Origin of the sequence: Gilliamella sp., assembly GCF_024104075.1 — a bacterium.
GTDB lineage: Bacteria > Pseudomonadota > Gammaproteobacteria > Enterobacterales > Orbaceae > Gilliamella > Gilliamella bombi.
The window spans coordinates 63,323-83,783 of the sequence record NZ_JAGGHR010000003.1 but is presented as its reverse complement, the minus strand read 5'-3'; the positions used below and the strand labels follow the sequence as shown (position 1 = coordinate 83,783).

Below are 20,461 nucleotides of genomic sequence, written 5' to 3'. Positions count from 1 at the left end.
GTTGTTTACACATGATTTTATACTGAAACATAGTGTTACCTGAAACTTTTTTACATTATATTGTTGACTTGGTAAGAATATTATTGCCAATTAGGTGTTATACTATCAGCCATTAAATTAAATAATGTTTAGGTAACCATAATGCCAAATAATACACCGATTATTTTAATTGATGGATCATCTTATCTTTATCGTGCTTTTTTTGCTTGTCCACCATTAACCAATGCTAAAGGTGAGCCTACAGGCGCTATTTTTGGTGTGGTTAATATGGTTCGTAGTTTAATTAATCAGTACAATCCTACACATATTGCCGTGGTTTTTGATGCAAAAGGAGGATCATTTCGCAATGAGCTTTATAATGAATATAAAGCCACGCGAGATGAAATGCCTGAAAATCTTCGTCCGCAAATCGAACCTATTCATACTATTTTGAAAGCCATGGGATTACCATTACTTTGTATTGAAGGTGTTGAAGCAGATGATGTAATTGGTACATTAGCAAGACAGGCTGAGAGGGAGAATCTAGAAGTATTAATCAGTACTGGTGATAAAGATATGGCACAGCTAGTGAGCGATAGAATTACATTGATTAATACGATGAATAATACCCAATTAGATTCACAAGGGGTAATAAAGAAATTTGGTGTTCCGCCAGAAAAAATTATTGATTATTTAGCTTTAAGAGGCGATTCGTCTGATAATATTCCTGGCGTACCAGGTATAGGTGAAAAGACAGCACAAAGTTTGTTATCTGAATTTGATGGTGTAGAAGATATTTATAATCGGTTAGACGATATTGAAAAATTGAAGATCCGAGGCGCTAAATCTTTAAAACAGAAATTGATTGATAATCAAAATGATGCCGATCTTTCTTATTTACTTGCAACAATCAAAACTGATGTTAAGTTAGATTTTTCCAATGAACAATTATTGGTAGGTGATATTGATGTTAAGGCTCTAGTTGAATTATTTAATTATTATGGTTTTCATCGTTGGCAAAAAGAATTAATGGCTGGTACTTTTTTAAATCAGCAGAAAAATCAAGTTATAGAAGGTGATGATAATTACTTCATTCAAGAAGAACAAACAACAACACAAAAAAGAGAGACTGATTACCAGTGTATATTAACTGAAAAGCAATTAGATGAATGGATCACAAAATTAACAAATAGCGGACTATTTGCTTTTGATACTGAAACAGATAATGTTGATCACGTGCATGCTAAATTAGTTGGTATATCATTAAGTGTTGAACCTAATCAAGCGGCTTATATTCCACTTTCTCATCAGTATTTAGGTGTTCCTAAGCAATTACCACTAGATGATGTATTAGCTAAATTAAAACCAATATTTGAAAATCCAGAAATCAAAAAAATTGCCCAAAATGCAAAATTTGATTACAGCGTGCTAGCAAATTATGGCATAACCATACAAGGGATTGCGTTTGATACTATGATTGAATCTTATGTATTAAATAGTACTGACCGTCATGATATGGATAGTTTGGCCAATCGTTATTTGGATCATAAAACCATTACTTATGATGAATTAACTAAATTTGATAAAATTCAGGTTACTATTGATAATATTGATGTGGAAAAAACCACACAATATGCTGCTGAAGATGCTGATGTTACCTTACAATTGCATAATAAATTATGGCCAGATCTTGAAAAAGATGAAAAATTAAAAGCTCTATTCACAGATATTGAAATGCCTCTCACCACTTTGATAGCAGAAATGGAACGAACAGGCGTTTTGATTGATGTCAAGTTATTAAATAAACATTCTAGTGAATTGAGAAAGAAATTAAACGAAATTCAAGAAACGTTACAATTGTTGGCAGGTGAAAAATTTAATCCAGCATCACCTAAACAGATTCAAGCTCTTTTATTTGATAAACATCAATTACCAGTTCTCAAAAAGACACCAAAGGGCGAGCCATCAACCAGTGAAGATGTTTTGAGTGAGCTAGCTAATCAATACGAATTGCCACGCATGATCTTGCTTTATCGTAGTTTAGCTAAGTTAAAAAATACCTATACCGATAAATTGCCATTGATGGTTAGTCCTATCGATCATCGTATTCATACCAATTATAATCAAATTGGTACTGTAACTGGGCGATTGTCGTCAAATGAGCCAAATTTACAACATATCCCAGTGCGAAATGAAGAAGGGCGACGAATTCGCCAAGCTTTTATTGCACCAAAGGGATATAAAATTATTTCGGCAGACTACTCGCAAATTGAATTACGGATCATGGCGCATCTATCACAAGATAAAAGTTTACTTTATGCTTTTTCTCATGATAAAGACATTCACCGTGTTACGGCTAGTGAAATTTTGGGTAAAACTGAATCTGAAGTGACTTCTGAAGAGCGAAGACGTGCAAAAGCGGTTAACTTTGGATTAATTTATGGTATGAGCGCCTTTGGTTTATCTAAACAAATTAATATTGCGCGTAAAGAAGCTCAGTTTTATATCGATCGTTATTTTGAGCGCTATCCAGGTGTTCAAGCGTATATGGACCAAATTCGCCAACAAGCTGCTGAACAAGGTTATGTTGAAACCCTATCTGGTCGACGTTTATATCTTCCTAAAATAAAATCAGGAAGTGGTATTGAACGACGCGGTGCTGAGCGTGCTGCTATTAATGCCCCAATGCAAGGTACAGCGGCTGATATTATTAAAACAGCAATGATTAAGGTAAGCGAATGGATAAAAAGCTTACCTGTAGGTAATATTAGAATGGTTATGCAAGTACACGATGAGCTAGTATTTGAAGTAAAAGAAGAATTAGTTGAGCAATATAAAGCCCAGATAAAATCGATCATGGAAAATTGTTACCAACTATCTATACCATTAAAAGTGGATGTAGGTTTCGGTAATAATTGGGATGAAGCACATTAATCATACTAAATTCGTACTAAATAATTCAGCCTTATCTGTCTAGTTAAGGCTGATATTATACTTAAATATATACTTTCCTGAAACTTTTTAACAAGTTAAATTAACCTGTTAACTATAATGGAACTATTGCCGAAACCTTTCGGCGTGTTAGAATAAGCAACTAAATTGAATCGATACAAACATATTATTCTGCTTGTTGATATATAGCAGAATTAAAGGAAATGGTGCTGGTATTCGTTTTGTTGTTAAAGCTCTATTTTCGTTATTATTAGGATTATTTCATGAAAATCAAAACCCGTTTTGCACCTAGCCCAACAGGCTATTTACATGTAGGTGGTGCACGTACAGCACTTTATTCTTGGCTTTATACTCGCCATGCAAAAGGTGCATTTGTATTACGCATTGAAGATACCGATCTTGAGCGCTCAACGCCTGAAGCGATTGAAGCAATAATGGAAGGTATGAATTGGTTAAAATTATCATGGGACGAAGGTCCTTATTATCAAACTAAACGCTTTGATCGTTATAATCAAGTCATCGATGAAATGTTAGCCAAAGGAACAGCTTATCGTTGCTACTGTTCTAAAGAACGTCTTGAAAAATTGCGTGAAGAACAGATGGCAAAAGGTGAAAAAGCGCGTTACGATGGGCATTGCCGTTGTGCTTCAGTACAACAAGAGCATACTCATGATGAGCCACATGTTGTTCGTTTTGCTAACCCTACTGATGGCACCGTTATTTTTAATGATTTAATCCGTGGTCCAATTGAGATTGCTAATAAAGAGCTTGATGATCTTATTATTCGCCGCACTGATGGTTCACCAACTTATAATTTCTGTGTCGTTGTTGATGATTGGGATATGGAAATTACCCATGTTATTCGTGGTGAAGATCACATCAACAATACACCACGCCAGATCAATATTCTAGAAGCATTAGGAGCGCCAATTCCTAAATATGGTCATGTATCAATGATTTTAGGGGATGATGGACAAAAATTATCTAAACGTCACGGAGCGGTTAGTGTCATGCAATATCGTGATGATGGTTATTTGCCCGAAGCATTACTTAACTATTTAGTGCGTCTTGGTTGGTCACACGGTGATCAAGAGATATTTTCTGTTCCGGAAATGATTAGTTATTTTTCATTAGATGCGGTTAGTAAATCAGCCAGTGCCTTTAATACTGAAAAATTACTTTGGTTAAATCACCATTATATCAACCATCTTGATGCGGATTATGTTGCTCAACATTTAATTTGGCATATGAACCAACAAGGATATGATTTATCACAAGGTCCTGATCTTATCACTATTATTAAGTTATTTGGTGAACGTTGTAAAACGCTTAAAGAGATGGCTGAATCATGTGCTTATTGCTATCGAGATTTTGAAGATTATGATGCCGATGCAGCTAAAAAACATTTGCGCCCAGTCGCCAAACAGCCATTAGAAACAATTAAAGCAAAAATTGAAGCTATTGCTGACTTTGATTGGCAAATTGATAAAATTCATCATGCGATTGAAGCAACTGCAACCGAGCTTAATGTTGGTATGGGTAAAGTTGGCATGCCATTACGCGTTGCTGTAACAGGTATCGGGCAATCGCCATCGGTTGATGCAACTGTTTTTGCGGTAGGCAAAAAACGAGCGCTTGCTAGAATTGATAAGGCTTTGGCATATATTAATCAACGTGAGCAATCTCAAAATTAATATATTTACTGCAGGGAAATCCCTGCAACCCTTTTTGTCAAAGTGAGAACTTCTATGGTTCGCTTAAAAAAACGCTATTGGATCTTACTCAGTATCTTATTTTTCCTCATACTGTTTTGCTTGTTTGGATGGCATTATTGGCAGACTTTCAAGCAGAAAAATGGGATTATTGTCGATTGGCATGGTGCTAGCGTTGGCTTTAAAGGTCTTACTTTTGACGAACTTACTGTCAGTAAACCATCCCAAGTTTCTATAACTGCTAAAAATTTATCAATTTCATTATCGCAGTTAACTGCAAACAATTTAGATATTTATTGGCAACCCAATGAATCTGAAATAGCTTTAGAAACTATTGAAAACACGGTTGATACAACGACTGAAACGCTTAATCAATCTGATCCCGATCTCTCTTTGATTTCAACTATTATTTATTGGTTACCTAAAACGATTCATATAGATACACTGCGATTTTATGAACAAAATAAAGCGAGATTAGATTTAAAAGTTGATATAAGTAAACAGCAAGAAGCAATACAACTTAATTTATCAACCAATACCCAAGAAATAACACAATTGTCTGCCACTTTGTTGTTTAATCAACAGGCTTTGCGGATTGACATACAAAACGGCCTTTTTAAAACATCCCTAAATCAATTTGGTTTACAAAATAGTAATTTAGTCTTACCGTTTACTGGTTGGCTATCTAGTCATCAATTGGAATTAACAACTTCGGATAAAGCATCAATTAGTTTAGAAAAAGCAAATCTTTCTGATGATTTAATCCTTGGTTCTTCCAATGGAGATTTCAATATTCAACTTAAATCAAACATTCCATTTGATAGTAACCAACTATCTGCTATAGCAACATTAACCATTAATAAACTCAATGGTATTTATAAAACTAGTGAAATCAAATCGGTTACAGGCGATATTAATATTATTATTAAAGATAACCAATTTACTATTTCAACACCGGGATTAAATATTCAAGAAGTAAATATGGGGATCGCTTTTGAAAAGATTAAATTAGTTGGAAGCTATTTAGCCTCGTTTAAAGCACCAAACAAAGGAACGGTTACATGGAAAAAAGCTCAAGCTAATATATTCTCTGGTTTGGTTTTTATTGAAGAAAATAAATTGAATTTAGCTAAATTACCCCAACAATTTAATTTAAGGTTAAAACAGATACAACTAAAAGATATTTTTAAGCAATATCCTTCTGAAGGGCTTGCTGGTGATGGTGCAATTGATGGAGTTTTACCTATTACGTTATCAGAGATAAAGAAAAAGGGTGAAACAGCTTTAAAATTTGTCATTAACAATGGCAAGTTAGTTACGATCAACGAGGGTTATTTACAATTTGAAAATTCTGCTCTCAAAAGCTATGGGCAAAATAACCCCAATATGAAAATACTCACTGATATTATTAAAAATTTTCATTATACTAAGTTACAAGGCGCAGTTGATTACGCTAATGACATTGCCAAATTAAAATTGAATATTCAAGGCAGTAATTTGGATGTCGAAAATGGCAAAGCGGTTAATTTAAATATCAACCTTGAAGAAAATATGACTAAATTGCTCATGAGTTTACAGTTATCCGATCAAATTAGTGAGCCAATCCGTAAACGTATTGAAGCTTATTTAAAAAATAAATCTTCAAAATAAGGGGTTATTTTATGGTACGAAATGTTATTGCAATTATAATATTAGCAGGTGTATTAACGGGATGTTCACCAACAGTTAAAGTTCAAGCACCGAGTGAACCAATTAATATCAATTTAAATGTTAAGATAGACCATGAAATTAATATTAAGGTTGATAAAGCTTTAGATAATATAATCAATAAATCTGGATTATATTAATTAATAAGTTTTATTTTTATCTGTCTTTTTGATTATAAGTATTAATAAAAATCTATACTCACATTCAAATAAATAAAATACGATGTATTTATTAAGGAGTTTGTTATGAATATCTGTAAGAAAGCAACCTTGGCATTATTTTCAGTTGTGTTATCTTTTTCTGCGTTTGCATTAAATTTAGATCAAGCAATAGATTCATTAAGCCAAGCCAAAGCTCAAGGGATAGTTGGTGAACAGGCTGATGGTTATTTAGGTGTAGTGAAAAACGAAGGTAACGCTTCTGAAATTGCGCAATTAATTAATCAGGCTCGTAAAGAACAATACCAAAAAGTATCAGCTGAAAGTAATGTCCCTTTAAATGAAGTAGAAAAAAAGGCCGGTAGTAAAGCGCAAGAAAAGACCCCAGCAGGTCAATATATAAAGCGACAAGGCCAATGGTTAAAAAAATAATTGCTACTTTTTTCAGTAGTAAGAAAAGTATAATCACATTATGCTTTAATTGTGTATAAATAATGTGTATTCTGTTTGTTTAAATATTTGTTTTATGTTTAACAAAATAAAAAAAAATTTATCTAGTTAGTTTTTACTTGTAACAGTATCGCTTATGCGATTTGAAATGGAGAAAATCAATGTGTTCGATTTTAGGTATTCTTGATATTAAATCAGATCCAGAACAACTACGAACAAAAGCATTAGAGCTATCATGTCTACAGCGTCATCGTGGTCCTGATTGGTCTGGTATCTTTGCGTCTGATAAAGCAATTCTTGCTCATGAACGTTTATCAATTGTAGATGTTAATACAGGATCTCAGCCTCTTTATAATAAAGATAAAACCCTAGTTTTAGCGGTAAATGGCGAAATTTATAATCATCAAGAACTCCGAAATCAGTACAAAGATCGTTATGAGTTTCAAACAGGTTCTGACTGTGAAGTGATTCTTGCTTTATATCAAGAAAAAGGTATTGATTGCCTTGATGAATTACAAGGTATGTTTGCTTTTATCCTTTATGATATCAATAAAGGCAGCTATTTTATTGGCCGTGACCATATTGGTATTATTCCAATGTATACAGGTCATGATGAAAATGGCACATTTTATGTTGCCTCTGAAATGAAAGCATTAGTGCCTGTTTGTAAAACAATTGAAGCTTTCCCTCCGGGATGCTATCTATCTAGTACCGAAGGTGAAATCAAAACGTATTACAAACGTGACTGGATGGATTACGAAAATGTGAAAGACAATAAGACGGATATTAATGCACTGCGTGTTGCATTAGAAGAGTCTGTAAAAAGTCATTTAATGTCTGACGTGCCATATGGTGTTTTATTGTCAGGTGGACTTGATTCTTCCGTCATTTCAGCGATCACTAAAAAATTCTCAGCACGTCGTGTTGAAGATCACGAAAAATCAGAAGCATGGTGGCCACAGTTACACTCATTTGCTGTAGGTTTAAAAGGTGCTCCTGATCTAAAAGCTGCACAAGCGGTTGCTGATCATCTAGGTACAGTTCACCACGAAATTAACTTTACCATTCAAGAAGGTATTGACGCGATTCGTGACGTAATTTATTTCATTGAAACTTATGATGTCACCACAATCCGTGCTTCAACACCAATGTATTTAATGGCACGTAAAATCAAAGCAATGGGAATAAAAATGGTACTTTCTGGTGAAGGTGCTGATGAAGTGTTCGGCGGTTACCTCTATTTCCACAAAGCGCCAAATGCTAAAGAGTTCCATGAAGAAACCGTACGTAAATTAGCAGCACTGCATATGTATGATTGTGCACGTGCGAATAAAGCAATGGCGGCTTGGGGCGTTGAAGCTCGAGTACCATTCCTTGATAAAAAATTCTTAGATGTCGCAATGCGCATTAATCCAAAAGATAAAATGTGTGGTAGCAATGGCAAAATGGAAAAACATATTGTCCGCGAAGCATTTGAATCTTACTTACCTGCATCGGTTGTTTGGCGTCAAAAAGAACAATTCTCTGATGGTGTTGGTTATAGTTGGATTGATACATTAAAAGAAATTGCAGAAAGTAAAATTACTGATCAGCAATTAGAAAATGCAAAATTCCGCTTCCCATATAATACGCCAACTTCGAAAGAAGCTTATATGTATCGTGAAATTTTCAATGAACTATTTCCAGTTGAAAGTGCAGCTCATTGTGTACCAGGTGGTCCAACTGTTGCATGTTCAACTGCTAAAGCAATTGAATGGGATGAATCATTTAAGAATTTAAACGATCCATCTGGACGTGCGGCGGTTGGTGTTCATAACGACGCTTATAAAAAATAATTGATTTTAGCGATAATTATTTGATATAAAAAACGGGGAATATTCCCCGTTTTTTATTAACGATAGACTAAATTAAATTATTAATGCGCAGCGCCTTTAGGTGCACCAATCGGTAAAACCGTACGACCAAATTGCTCATTAATCACTTCTGCCATTGCTAAATAAACAGCACTTGCTCCACAAATAATGCCTTCAAAACCAGCAATATGAATAATGCCATGGTTACCTGAAATATTACCGATAGCTAATAAAGCAAATAAAACAGTTAAACTAGCAAAAACAAATTGTAATGCGCGGTTGCCTTTTAATGTACCAATAAACATAAAGCCAGTAAAAATTCCCCATAACGCAAGGAAAATACCAACAAAAGTGGCATCAGATGGCGCTGTCGCTGGTGAAGTTGGTAAATACCAAATACCCACTAACGCAATCCAAAAGAAACCATAAGAAGTAAATGCCGTTGTACCAAACGTATTACCTTTTCGAAATTCTAAAATACCAGCAATGACTTGCGCAAGGCCGCCATAAAAAATACCCATTGAGACAATTACTGTCATAGCAGGAAAAAATCCAGCATTATGAATATTCAATAAAATTGTTGTCATACCAAATCCCATTAAGCCAAGAGGGCCTGGATTTGCAAGTTTTGTTTGTTCCATAAGGATCCTATAAATTAAGTAAGATGATTAAAGAGCGGCAATAATAAGTGTAGAAAACGCTATAATCAAGGTTTTAGAAAAATAATTTTTTTGTACCCCCTTGATATTAATAATAACGTTCCCATTTATGTGAAAACAAAAAACATTTCTTTGTGAAGTAAGGGCTTGAAAATTAAAATTTAAGACTTATATACAAGAAATAAAATACAGGTTTTGAGGAGAAAAGATTATGGGTAAAATTATTGGTATTGATTTAGGTACAACAAATTCATGTGTTGCTGTAATGGACAATGGTCAAGCAAAAGTATTAGAAAACGCTGAAGGCGATCGTACAACCCCTTCTATTATTGCTTATACACAAGATGGAGAAATCTTAGTTGGTCAACCAGCAAAACGTCAAGCAGTAACCAATCCACAAAATACACTATTTGCAATTAAACGTTTAATTGGTCGTCGTTTTGAAGATGCCGAAGTACAACGTGACGTTAGCATCATGCCATATAAGATCGTAAAAGCTGACAATGGCGACGCATGGGTTGATGTTAAAGGTCAAAAAATTGCACCGCCACAAATTTCTGCTGAAGTATTGAAAAAAATGAAAAAAACAGCAGAAGATTATCTTGGTGAAGCAGTAACTGAAGCGGTTATTACTGTTCCTGCTTATTTTAACGATGCACAACGTCAAGCAACTAAAGATGCTGGTCGTATTGCAGGACTTGATGTAAAACGTATCATCAACGAACCAACAGCCGCAGCGCTTGCTTATGGTTTAGATAAAGATGTAGGTAACCGAACTATTGCGGTTTATGACCTTGGTGGTGGTACATTTGATATATCTATTATCGAAATTGACGATGTTGATGGCGAAAAAACCTTTGAAGTATTAGCAACAAATGGTGATACTCACTTAGGTGGTGAAGATTTTGACTCACGCTTAATCAATTATTTAGTTGACGAATTTAAACGTGAACAAAACTTCGATCTAAAAAATGATCCGCTAGCAATGCAACGACTAAAAGAAGCGGCAGAAAAAGCGAAAATTGAATTATCATCAGCGCAACAAACTGATATTAATTTACCTTATATCACTGCTGATGCAAGTGGTCCAAAACATTTAAATATTAAAGTGACTCGCGCTAAATTAGAATCATTAGTAGAAGATTTAGTTAAACGTTCAATGGATCCTGTAAAAACAGCATTACAAGATGCAGGTCTTTCTGTTTCTGACATTAAAGACGTTATTCTTGTTGGTGGGCAAACTCGTATGCCAATGGTTCAAAAAGCGGTTGCTGACTTTTTTGGTAAAGAGCCACGTAAAGATGTAAACCCTGACGAAGCGGTTGCTGTTGGTGCGGCTGTTCAAGGTGGTGTACTTGGTGGTGATGTTAAAGATGTTTTATTACTTGATGTAACTCCATTGTCTTTAGGTATTGAGACTATGGGTGGTGTAATGACAACTTTAATTGAAAAGAACACAACTATTCCAACAAAACATAGTCAAGTGTTCTCAACAGCTGAAGACAATCAATCAGCAGTAACCATTCATGTATTACAAGGCGAACGTAAACGTGCGGGTGATAACAAATCATTAGGTCAATTCAACCTAGACGGTATTCAACCTGCACCTCGCGGTATGCCACAAATTGAAGTTACTTTTGATATTGATGCTGACGGTATTTTACATGTATCAGCTAAAGACAAAAACACTGGACGTGAACAAAAAATTACGATTAAAGCCTCATCAGGATTAAGTGAAGAAGAGATTCAAAAAATGGTTAATGATGCAGAAGCAAATGCCGATGCAGATCGTAAATTTGAAGAACTAGCTCAAACTCGTAACCAAGCAGATCATCTAGTTCATTCAACACGTAAACAAGTGACTGAAGCAGGTGATCAGTTATCAGCTGATGATAAAAAAGCAATTGAAGATGCCGTAAGTGCTTTAGAAACTGCCGCTCGTGGCGAAGATAAAGCAGAAATTGAAGCAAAAATTAATGCATTAATGGAAGCTTCTAAAAAATTGCTTGAATTAGCACAACAACAAGCTCAAGCAGCTCAAGGTGCAGAAACAAATAGTGGAAGCTCTAATGCGCAAGATGATGTTGTTGATGCAGACTTCAAAGAAGTTGATGATAATAAAAAATAATCATTAGTTACTATGTTTTTTAATGAGTTATTCCAACAAGTTTTAAACATGTAATACATTAAACGGGCGCGAGGTAACTCAAGCCCGTTTAGTTGTTTATGAAAACAGATAAAAATAAAGGTTAATTATGGCGAAGAAAGATTATTATGAAACATTGGGCGTCAGTAAAAGTGCCAGTGAAAGTGAGATAAAAAAAGCCTATAAACGCCTAGCCATGAAATATCATCCTGATAAAAATCAGGATAACAAAGCCGAAGCTGAAGAAAAATTCAAAGAAGTAAAAGAAGCTTACGAAGTCCTAACCGATCCGCAAAAAAAGGCGGCTTATGATCAATATGGCCATGCTGCTTTTGAACAAGGTCAAGGCGGTGCAGGAGGATTTGGAGGCTTTGGTGGATTTGGCGGCGGAGCTTTTGACGATATATTCAGTGATTTCTTTGGTGGTGGTCGAGGTCGTGGACAAACTGCATCTCGCGGCAATGACTTACAATACAATATCACACTAACATTAGAAGAAGCTGCCGCAGGTGTTAGTAAAGAAATTAAAGTTCCAACGTTAGTAAGCTGTGATACTTGCCATGGACAAGGAACCGAAAAGCCTTCTGATGTGGTAACGTGTAACACATGTCATGGTGCCGGTGTTGTACAAATGCGCCAAGGCTTTTTTGCTGTGCAACAAGAGTGTCCAACTTGTCATGGTCGTGGTAAAGTAGTTAAAAATCCATGTAAAAAATGTCACGGTGAAGGCCGAGTACAAAAAACAAAAACATTATCTGTTACTATTCCTGCTGGTGTTGATACAGGAAATCGTATCCGACTTTCTGGTGAAGGTGAAGCTGGATTAAATGGTGCGCCATCTGGTGATTTATACGTACAAGTGCAAGTTAAATCACATGCTATTTTTGAACGAGACGGTACAAACTTACATTGTGAAATTCCAATTAATATTGTATTAGCATCACTTGGTGGCGAAGTTGAAGTGCCAACACTTAATGGCAAGGTCAGCTTAACAATTCCTGCTGAAACACAAACAGGAAAAATGTTCCGACTACGAGGTAAAGGCATAAAATCGTTGCGTGGTAATGCTGTCGGTGATCTTTACTGCCATGTTGTAGTTGAAACACCAGTTAATTTAACCAGTAAACAAAAAGAGTTACTAAAAGAGTTAGGTGAAAGCTTTAAAGCTGATAAAAACTCTAAACACAGTCCCAAAGAAAAAAGCTTCTTTGACAAAGTGAAAAAGTTTTTTGGTTAATTTGATATAGTAAAAGCACGATTGAACAGTAAAATCACTTGTTCAATCGTGTTTTAGCCAACATTAACACCTCTACACCCATCCCTATTTATTCACAAAAACAAAAAACTTTTAGGCAAAAATTAGTTAATGCAGGTATTAACTTTATTAAAGTTTTTGGTGTTTTTTAGCCAAATTAACCGTTTATGCAACTATTTCGTTTTTACTGCGATCCTGTTTTTTGCTTGCGATATTTTTCGGTTAAAATTGCGACATAAAACTTACCGTCAGTTTCTCGGGATAGATGTAAAGCGTATGGTTTATAGCTCCATATTTTATCCCCTACTATGTTTTTATATTCTTCTTTACCATATTTTTGGGTTAATTCTTTATAAACTTTCTGCTCTATTTCTGCTGTGTATGTCATTTTTTTATAAACATTGAACACAACTAATTTGGTAGGGTTACGCTCTAAGTCATCTTCAAGTCTAATTGTTAATTTTTCGTCTTGATTGTTGGCATTTAAAGTTATTTCATAGCTTTTGATTGTGCCTTCGACTATCGATTTTTTTCCTATTTTTGATGGCGGTAATCGCATTTTCATTTCACTAATTTTTATGTCATTTTCAGAAAGGTGATATTTGTTTTTGAGTAATTCAACCAGTTCCAGTTCGGTTATTCCAAGCTTAACCCCTGCAAGTTCAAGATTTTCCGCCTGCTCTTTTGTTAAAACATCAGCCCAACAGGTTGGGATACAAAATAACAAAGTGAATAATAAAAAGTATTTTTTTAACATTGTTTAGTTTGAATAGTATAATGAATTATGAAGTTATCATTTTATTTTAATAAAATAATAAATTAGAAGCTAGCAAGTGAAAAAATAAGTATGGTGCAAAAAGTAAGCAAAATAAATTCCTCAATCAAACTGATTATTTATACAAAAGAAATACTTAAGGAAGATTATTTTATCATAATATTGGCATTAGAATGCGCCGATAACGAAGCGAGGATAAGCTGACAAATATAAAAATCTTTCAATATGTTAAAATATTCTCCAGAAGCTTAATTGCTATAACTCATCCTCGCCAAAAAATTTCTTCAAAAAAATAGTTAGAGCTTTAACAAACAGCAATGCTCTCACTGATTTAAAAAATCAGCTTATTAAGTAACTAAAAATAAGAAACTAAATAAAATACTTGAATAAGTAGTAGATAGGATGTGATGCACTATAATTCTAAACACTGGCAAATCTATATCTTGAATCTTTTTAGAACATTTTCAAAATAATTTGAAGTTAGCACTAAATTACAACAAGATAATGCTATTGATTTAACACTTTAGTCTAATATTGATAATCATATTGCTGAATATTATATCATTAATATTTTAATTAATTATCTTATTAGATGATTAATAGTTATAAAATTTAAATGAATATAGTGTATTATTAATGCTATTTTTGTATGATTTTTATTGAGTTAAGAGAATAATGTATATGTTTTTCAAAAAGTTTTGGAAAAAATCACCACCTGATATTAAAAACACACCAAAAGAGCAACAAAGCACACAAGATTATTTAAGTGCGATGATTCGAGATTTTTGGCAACAAGTAAAAAATTCTGAACAATCTCTTAATGAACTTGATATTTTAGATATAATGAAAAATATTAATAATCTATTAGATGAAAATCAGTTAGATGTCATTGCTGAAATTACTGTAGGGGATACTAAGAAACATAAAATTATTTTTACTGCGGATGGAAAAATTGAACGCTTCGAATATGTAATAGAAATTTTCCGACAAGCACCTGATCTTCAGTTTTTCGAAGTAGAAGCATTTCGTCAGCGCATTAATAATGTAGATACATTTGTTATAACATCTAAAGAGAGTTCTTTTTCATTAGGTGCAACTGATTTATTAATTCAATACAAAGAAAGTCGTCGTAAAATATCTATCGGTATTATGTTTGCTAAGACAGTCCCTGAAGAGATGATAAAACAGGCAGAAACGATGGCATTAATCTATCTCGATCATCTATTAGGTGAATATGATTTTGCTGTTAGAGTAGAAGCTGTTGAGTTTTTAAAGATAGATCAGAGTGCTACCACAATTCCTGCTAACCAATTTGTAACTATTTTTGATCGGTTATGGAAAGAAGATTTAAAACATACCGGTATATTTAATATTCAAGAAGATCAATGGATTGTATTTGAATTAACAGATCTTAAAATGTTAGTGCATCGTAATGAAGCGGCTAATTCTTTGTTAGGACATGAAAATTATTGTTATGCACTTAATGTTATAGTTGATATTGATAGTAAAGAGACACTTTCACTTGTTTATGAATTAGAAGATGCTATTAATCTTGCTTTACGTGCTGATGAGAGGGGAATTCATTGCCAAAACAGTTTTAGTGAAGGTGTAAGAAATATGCTATGGTATGTAGGAAATAAACAGTCAGTACTCCAATTAGTTAAACAAATAACAAACCGATATAATACATTATCAGTTAAAATTGAATGTGAGTTCGATCCTTTTTGGTTACAGTACTTACGCTGGGTTGAGTGTTATCAAGCATAAAAAAGTATCTATGATTAATGGATACTTTTTTGCACAATAACTATTGTAGCAGGGGATGTTGAGATACTATTCTAAATTTTGTGTATTTACCTGTTAAAGGTGACGGTTTATATGGTTACCAAATTCTGTAATAAATGGACTCAATGCATTTTCCCTGTTTTGGATGGACATAGCACATTTTCTAGAAGCTTGCTGTATTGCTGAAATAGATAACTTTTTAACCGATCGGTCGGGAAAACTTACTTTCATTAGGAAACCACAGCGTAAATGTTTTTCAGCTATATCGTTTAATACTAAATTAATCATCCAATCATCCAATCATCCAATAACTTAGGTTGATAATATTAAGAGCTCATGACAATTGGATTGATTTAGTGGCTTGTAGTTCTTTTGCCCATGTTTTTTTTCCTTGATGGGCATACATTCTTTTATGATTTCTTCCTGAAGCTGTGATTTTAAATTCAATTCGGCAATTATCTGTTTAAGTTTGTTATTTTCGGTCTCAAGTTCTTTTAAGCGTTTGATATCTGAACTTTCTACTCCACTGTATTTTTTCCGCTATTTATAAAAGTTAAATTACCCATATCATATTTTCGGCAGTGGTTATAGTATACTACCCATTTTTTAAACATAACCACCGCTTTCTATTCGCATTACACTCGGAATTATTGCATAATACAGAGCGTATAGACTATAAAAATTGAGTTAGGAATAATTATGGAACTTCTTTGTCCAGCGGGATCTTTACCATCATTAAAAGTGGCTATTGATAATGGCGCTGATGCTGTTTATATTGGTTTGAAAGACGATACCAATGCCCGTCATTTTGCTGGTTTAAATTTTAATGAAAAGCGATTGATTGAAGCTTCAGATTATGTACACAAACACGGCAAAAAATTGCATATTGCTATTAATACTTTTGCCCATCCAGAAAATTTTCAGCGTTGGCAATATGCGGTTGATACTGCGGCTAATATTGGTGCTGATGCTTTAATTATTGCCGATCTTGCTATGCTTGATTATGCGGCTGAAAAATACCCTAATCTTGAGCGTCATGTTTCTGTACAAGCGTCGTCGACCAATGAGGAGTCGATTAAGTTTTACTATAATAATTTTCAGGTACATCGCATTGTTTTGCCACGCGTACTTTCAATGCATCAAGTTAAACAGTTATCACAAGTGTCCCCCGTTCCACTCGAGGTGTTTGCTTTTGGTAGCTTGTGTATTATGGCGGAAGGTCGATGTTATTTGTCATCTTACTTAACTGGCCAATCCCCTAATACCGTTGGCGCTTGTTCGCCTGCCAAATTTGTTCGTTGGGAAGAGACCGAAAAAGGACTGGAATCAAGGCTGAATAATGTGTTAATTGATTGTCATAAGAAAGGTGAGAATGCTGGCTATCCAACACTATGTAAAGGTCGTTATTTTGTTGGAGATGAGCTTTATCATCCGATCGAGGAGCCAACAAGTTTGAATACCATTGAGCTATTGCCTGAACTGTTTGCCGCAAATATTGCATCAGTCAAAATAGAAGGCCGTCAGCGTAGCCCTGCTTATGTTGAGCAAGTCACTAAAGTGTGGCGACAAGCCATCGATCGCTATAAAGCCAATCCGCAATCATTCAAAGCCGAACAACGCTGGATCGATACGCTTGGTTCGGTGTCAGAAGGCACACAAACAACATTAGGCGCTTATCACCGTAAATGGCAATAAGGTGTGAGTTAGCAATAGGTAATGTGCTAACAGCATCAACGTAAATCATTGAGAAAGATCTAACATAAATATAGTGAGCAAAACCATGAAATACGCATTAGGACCAGTGCTTTATTATTGGCCTAAAACTGAAACAGAAGCGTTTTATTACGCCGCTAAAGAGAGTCAAGCGGATATTATTTATATGGGCGAAACGGTTTGTACCAAGCGCCGTGAAATGAAAGTACCAAACTGGATTGAATTAGCAAAAGAGATCGCTAAATCCGGTAAACAGGTAGTGCTTTCTACATTAGCTTTACTTGAAGCACCATCAGAATTAAATGACTTACGGCAATTGGTTAATAATGGGGAGTTTTTAGTCGAAGCAAACGATTTAGCTGCCATTAATGTTGCGCATGAGCATAAATTACCCTTTGTTGCAGGTCCGGCTATTAACTGTTATAACGCTTTAACTCTAAAATTATTACAAAAACAAGGTATGGTTCGCTGGTGTATGCCGGTTGAGCTTTCTCGTGATTGGTTGAGTAATGTGCTTAAACAGTTTGAGAGTTTAAATATCGCACGAAATTTTGAAGTTGAAGTGTTTAGTTATGGTTATTTACCTTTAGCTTATTCAGCTCGCTGTTTTACCGCAAGATCGGAAGATAAGCCTAAAGATAAATGCGAAACTTGTTGTATTAAGTATCCTGTTGGACGTGAGGTGTTTTCACAAGAACAACAGAAAGTATTTGTGTTAAACGGCATTCAGACTCAAAGCGGTTATTGTTACAATTTGGGAAATAATCTAAAAGAGATGAAAGGATTGGTTGATATCGTTAGGATTTCACCACTTGGTATTGAAACACTTGATATTATTAAGCAGTTTAAAGCTAACGAAGATGGATTAAATCCACTACAAATTGAACATAACCGAGATTGTAATGGTTACTGGAATGGGATTGCTGGACTTGAACTTACCCAATAAGCATTTTCTGCCTGAACAGTTTCGGGCAAATTTTCCTGCACTTAATAGTGAAAGCGTATATCTTGATTCGGCAGCAACAGCACTTAAACCGCTATCAATGATTGATGCGACACTTGTGTATTATGCCCAGAATACTGCTACTGCAAAACGTAGTTTATACCAAGATGCTTTGCAAGTAACTGCAAAAATTGATAAGGCAAGACAAAATGTTGCCGATTTGGTTCACGCTAATAGTAGTGCTGAAATTATCTGGACACGAGGTGCAACCGAGTCAATTAACTTAATTGCGCAAAGCTATGCTCGATCGTTGTTACAACCCAACGATGAAATTATTGTGAGTGAATTAGAGCATCATAGTAATTTGTTACCTTGGTTGATTGTGGCTAAGCAAACGGGGGCTAAAGTCGTTAAGTGGTCGTCGGATGTTAATGAGTTATCGTCGTTAATGTCAGCTAAGACCAAGATTGTTGCAGTGACTCAAATGTCAAACGTCACTGGATTTTGCCCTGATTTAGCTACAATAAGCAACATTGTTCATCAATATGATGCGGTTTTAGTGGTGGATGGTGCGCAAGGTGTTGTTCATCATGCAATTAATGTTAACCAGTTAGATATCGATTTTTATGCCTTTTCTACCCATAAATTGTATGGTCCAACGGGGCTTGGCGTTTTATATGGTAAAAAGGCATTACTTGAGCTAATGTCGGTTTGGCATGGTGGCGGTAAAATGCTAAAAAGCGCTTCGTTTGATGATTTTATTCAAGAAGATCTTCCTTATAAATTTGAAGCTGGTACGCCTAATATTGCAGGTATTGTTGGTTTTAATTCCGTACTTGAGTGGTTAAAAAGTTGGGATAATAAGCAAGCTGAAAACTACACAAAACAGCTAGCTTATTATGCAAAATCACAACTAAACCAATTTGCCGATATTCAATTTTATAGTGTGGATGATAGCCCGATAATCACTTTTAATATCAATAATATTCATCATAATGATATTGCTATTTTGTTAAGTGAACAAAATATTGCCATCCGTACTGGTGAGCTTTGTGCCCAGCCTTTGATGAATAAATTAGGATGCCACGGAGCGGTTCGTGTTTCATTGATGCCATATAATAATCAGCAAGATGTGGAAAAATTTATTTCAGTATTGCAAAATGTAATTGAAATATTAGTGTGATTTTATACTGAAACGTATAGTTTCCTGAAACTTTTTTACAAACATTTAACCGTAAATAGGTCAATATTATGCTATCACAGCAAAACTTAGCCGAATTATTCGCAAAGCAACATAATTGGCAAGATCGTTATCGACAGTTAGTGATGTTAGCAAAGCAATTGCCTGATTTTCCTGAAGAGCAAAAGACAGCGCAAAATCAAGTCAATGGCTGCGAAAACCGAGTTTGGTTGACTTATCAAAAACAGACAGATGATACCTATGTTTTTAGTGGTGATAGTGAAGGTCGAATAGTGAAAGGATTATTGGCAATCTTAATTATTGTTGCTAATAATAAAACAGCGCAAGAAATTGCAACGCTCGATTTTCAATCCTTATTAAGCCAATTGAAAATTTCTGATGAGTTAAGCCAATCTCGTTTGCAAGGGGTTACTAAATTAATTGAGCGTATTAAATCAGTTGTATAAAAAAGGGGGCTAATTCGCCCCTGTCTTTTATATAGTCAATATTTAATCTTCAGTATACGTATATAGTGTGATAACTTTTTTTACACCACGGACTTTACTTGCAATTTCGGCTGCTGCTTTACCTTCTTCTGATGTAACAATACCAATTAAGAAAACTTCGCCGTTTTCAGTTACTACTTTAATCTTGCGAGCTTTTGTTTTGGCATCTAAAACTAACTGAGATTTAACTTGAGTCGTTATCCAAGTATCATTGGTAATAGTCCCTGCGCCAACAGGCTCTCCAATACGAATTTGATTATAGACTTTTTTTACCCCTTCAACTTGGTAAGCAAGACTTTCAGCTTTTTCAACTTGTTCATTATTTGCTTGTCCAGTTAACAGAATATTACCACCATAAGCACTAGTAACAATACGAGAACCAATAAAAAATGGTCCATTATTTTTTATTTTCATGCTCATGCGTGAACTAAGTGTTGTATCATCAACTTGAGTACCCGCAGTACGAGGATCGGTTGCAACTTTTGCCGTAGCCCCTGCACCAATTCCTATAAAGGCAGCAACGCAGCCTTGTAATGTTAATGAGCAAGAAATTAACATTACTATTAAGCTAACTTTTTTCACTATAACTCCTTATGATTTATTACTCTGTAATAATCAAATTTCAATAAATTGTTTGTATTATGCCTTGTAGATATTGATTTGCAAATAATTTTATGATTTATGCTAG

16 protein-coding genes are annotated in these 20,461 nt (G+C 34.7%); 13 read left to right on the top strand and 3 right to left on the bottom strand.

Annotated features, from left to right (window positions below):
* Positions 1 to 141 precede the first annotated feature (141 nt).
* The 6 genes from polA to asnB all read left to right on the top strand — a co-directional run bounded on the left by polA (position 142) and on the right by asnB (position 8,793).
* The gene (gene polA, locus J6569_RS01885) at positions 142 to 2,913 is read left to right on the top strand and encodes a DNA polymerase I (RefSeq protein ID WP_296317348.1); all 2,772 of its coding nucleotides are present in this window, start codon (positions 142 to 144) and stop codon (positions 2,911 to 2,913) included.
* Positions 2,914 to 3,194: 281 nt separating this feature from the next.
* On the top strand, positions 3,195 to 4,625 hold the full coding sequence (gene gltX / locus J6569_RS01880) for a glutamate--tRNA ligase (RefSeq protein ID WP_174799202.1): 1,431 nt from the start codon (positions 3,195 to 3,197) through the stop codon (positions 4,623 to 4,625).
* A gap of 54 nt (positions 4,626 to 4,679) precedes the next feature.
* Positions 4,680 to 6,293, top strand: a complete 1,614-nt coding sequence (locus J6569_RS01875) for a YdbH domain-containing protein (RefSeq protein WP_296317345.1) — start codon at positions 4,680 to 4,682, stop codon at positions 6,291 to 6,293.
* 11 nt (positions 6,294 to 6,304) lie between these two features.
* Positions 6,305 to 6,490: a YnbE family lipoprotein gene (locus J6569_RS01870; RefSeq protein WP_034911268.1), complete on the top strand. Its 186-nt coding sequence runs from the start codon at positions 6,305 to 6,307 to the stop codon at positions 6,488 to 6,490.
* 105 nt (positions 6,491 to 6,595) lie between these two features.
* Entirely contained in the window at positions 6,596 to 6,940 is a 345-nt protein-coding gene (locus tag J6569_RS01865) for a DUF1318 domain-containing protein (protein WP_085165597.1), read from the top strand.
* 179 nt (positions 6,941 to 7,119) lie between these two features.
* Entirely contained in the window at positions 7,120 to 8,793 is a 1,674-nt protein-coding gene (asnB, locus tag J6569_RS01860) for an asparagine synthase B (RefSeq protein WP_034911264.1), read from the top strand.
* Between the two features lie 80 nt (positions 8,794 to 8,873).
* On the opposite strand, the gene satP is transcribed toward asnB, so the two are convergent.
* A complete protein-coding gene (gene satP / locus J6569_RS01855; RefSeq protein ID WP_034911261.1) occupies positions 8,874 to 9,452 on the bottom strand; it encodes an acetate uptake transporter in 579 nt (192 codons plus the stop codon).
* A 229-nt stretch (positions 9,453 to 9,681) separates the two neighbouring features.
* Between satP and dnaK the strand changes: the two genes are divergently transcribed.
* Both dnaK and dnaJ read left to right on the top strand, forming a co-directional pair.
* On the top strand, positions 9,682 to 11,598 hold the full coding sequence (gene dnaK / locus J6569_RS01850) for a molecular chaperone DnaK (RefSeq protein WP_085165595.1): 1,917 nt from the start codon (positions 9,682 to 9,684) through the stop codon (positions 11,596 to 11,598).
* A 127-nt stretch (positions 11,599 to 11,725) separates the two neighbouring features.
* The gene (gene dnaJ, locus J6569_RS01845) at positions 11,726 to 12,853 is read left to right on the top strand and encodes a molecular chaperone DnaJ (protein ID WP_085165593.1); all 1,128 of its coding nucleotides are present in this window, start codon (positions 11,726 to 11,728) and stop codon (positions 12,851 to 12,853) included.
* Between the two features lie 202 nt (positions 12,854 to 13,055).
* Here the strand turns inward: dnaJ and J6569_RS01840 are convergent, their stop codons facing one another.
* Complete coding sequence (locus J6569_RS01840; protein WP_296317343.1) at positions 13,056 to 13,628, bottom strand: hypothetical protein; 573 nt, start codon at positions 13,626 to 13,628, stop codon at positions 13,056 to 13,058.
* A 693-nt stretch (positions 13,629 to 14,321) separates the two neighbouring features.
* On the opposite strand from J6569_RS01840, the gene J6569_RS01835 reads away from it, so the two are divergent.
* The 5 genes from J6569_RS01835 to csdE all read left to right on the top strand — a co-directional run bounded on the left by J6569_RS01835 (position 14,322) and on the right by csdE (position 19,734).
* The gene (locus J6569_RS01835; protein WP_174799208.1) at positions 14,322 to 15,413 is read left to right on the top strand and encodes a DUF695 domain-containing protein; all 1,092 of its coding nucleotides are present in this window, start codon (positions 14,322 to 14,324) and stop codon (positions 15,411 to 15,413) included.
* 717 nt (positions 15,414 to 16,130) lie between these two features.
* Complete coding sequence (locus J6569_RS01830) at positions 16,131 to 17,126, top strand: peptidase U32 family protein (RefSeq protein ID WP_296301243.1); 996 nt, start codon at positions 16,131 to 16,133, stop codon at positions 17,124 to 17,126.
* Positions 17,127 to 17,211: 85 nt separating this feature from the next.
* Entirely contained in the window at positions 17,212 to 18,090 is an 879-nt protein-coding gene (locus J6569_RS01825; protein ID WP_034911249.1) for a U32 family peptidase, read from the top strand.
* On the top strand, positions 18,059 to 19,270 hold the full coding sequence (gene csdA / locus J6569_RS01820; RefSeq protein WP_296302104.1) for a cysteine desulfurase CsdA: 1,212 nt from the start codon (positions 18,059 to 18,061) through the stop codon (positions 19,268 to 19,270). Before J6569_RS01825 ends, csdA begins: the two co-directional genes overlap by 32 nt.
* Before the next feature lie 68 nt (positions 19,271 to 19,338).
* Positions 19,339 to 19,734, top strand: coding sequence for a cysteine desulfurase sulfur acceptor subunit CsdE (csdE, locus tag J6569_RS01815; RefSeq protein ID WP_296302106.1), 396 nt, complete (start codon positions 19,339 to 19,341; stop codon positions 19,732 to 19,734).
* A gap of 42 nt (positions 19,735 to 19,776) precedes the next feature.
* On the opposite strand, the gene dolP is transcribed toward csdE, so the two are convergent.
* Positions 19,777 to 20,355 (bottom strand): division/outer membrane stress-associated lipid-binding lipoprotein, encoded by a 579-nt coding sequence (gene dolP, locus J6569_RS01810; protein WP_296302108.1) that lies wholly within the window; start codon positions 20,353 to 20,355, stop codon positions 19,777 to 19,779.
* Positions 20,356 to 20,461 lie beyond the last annotated feature (106 nt).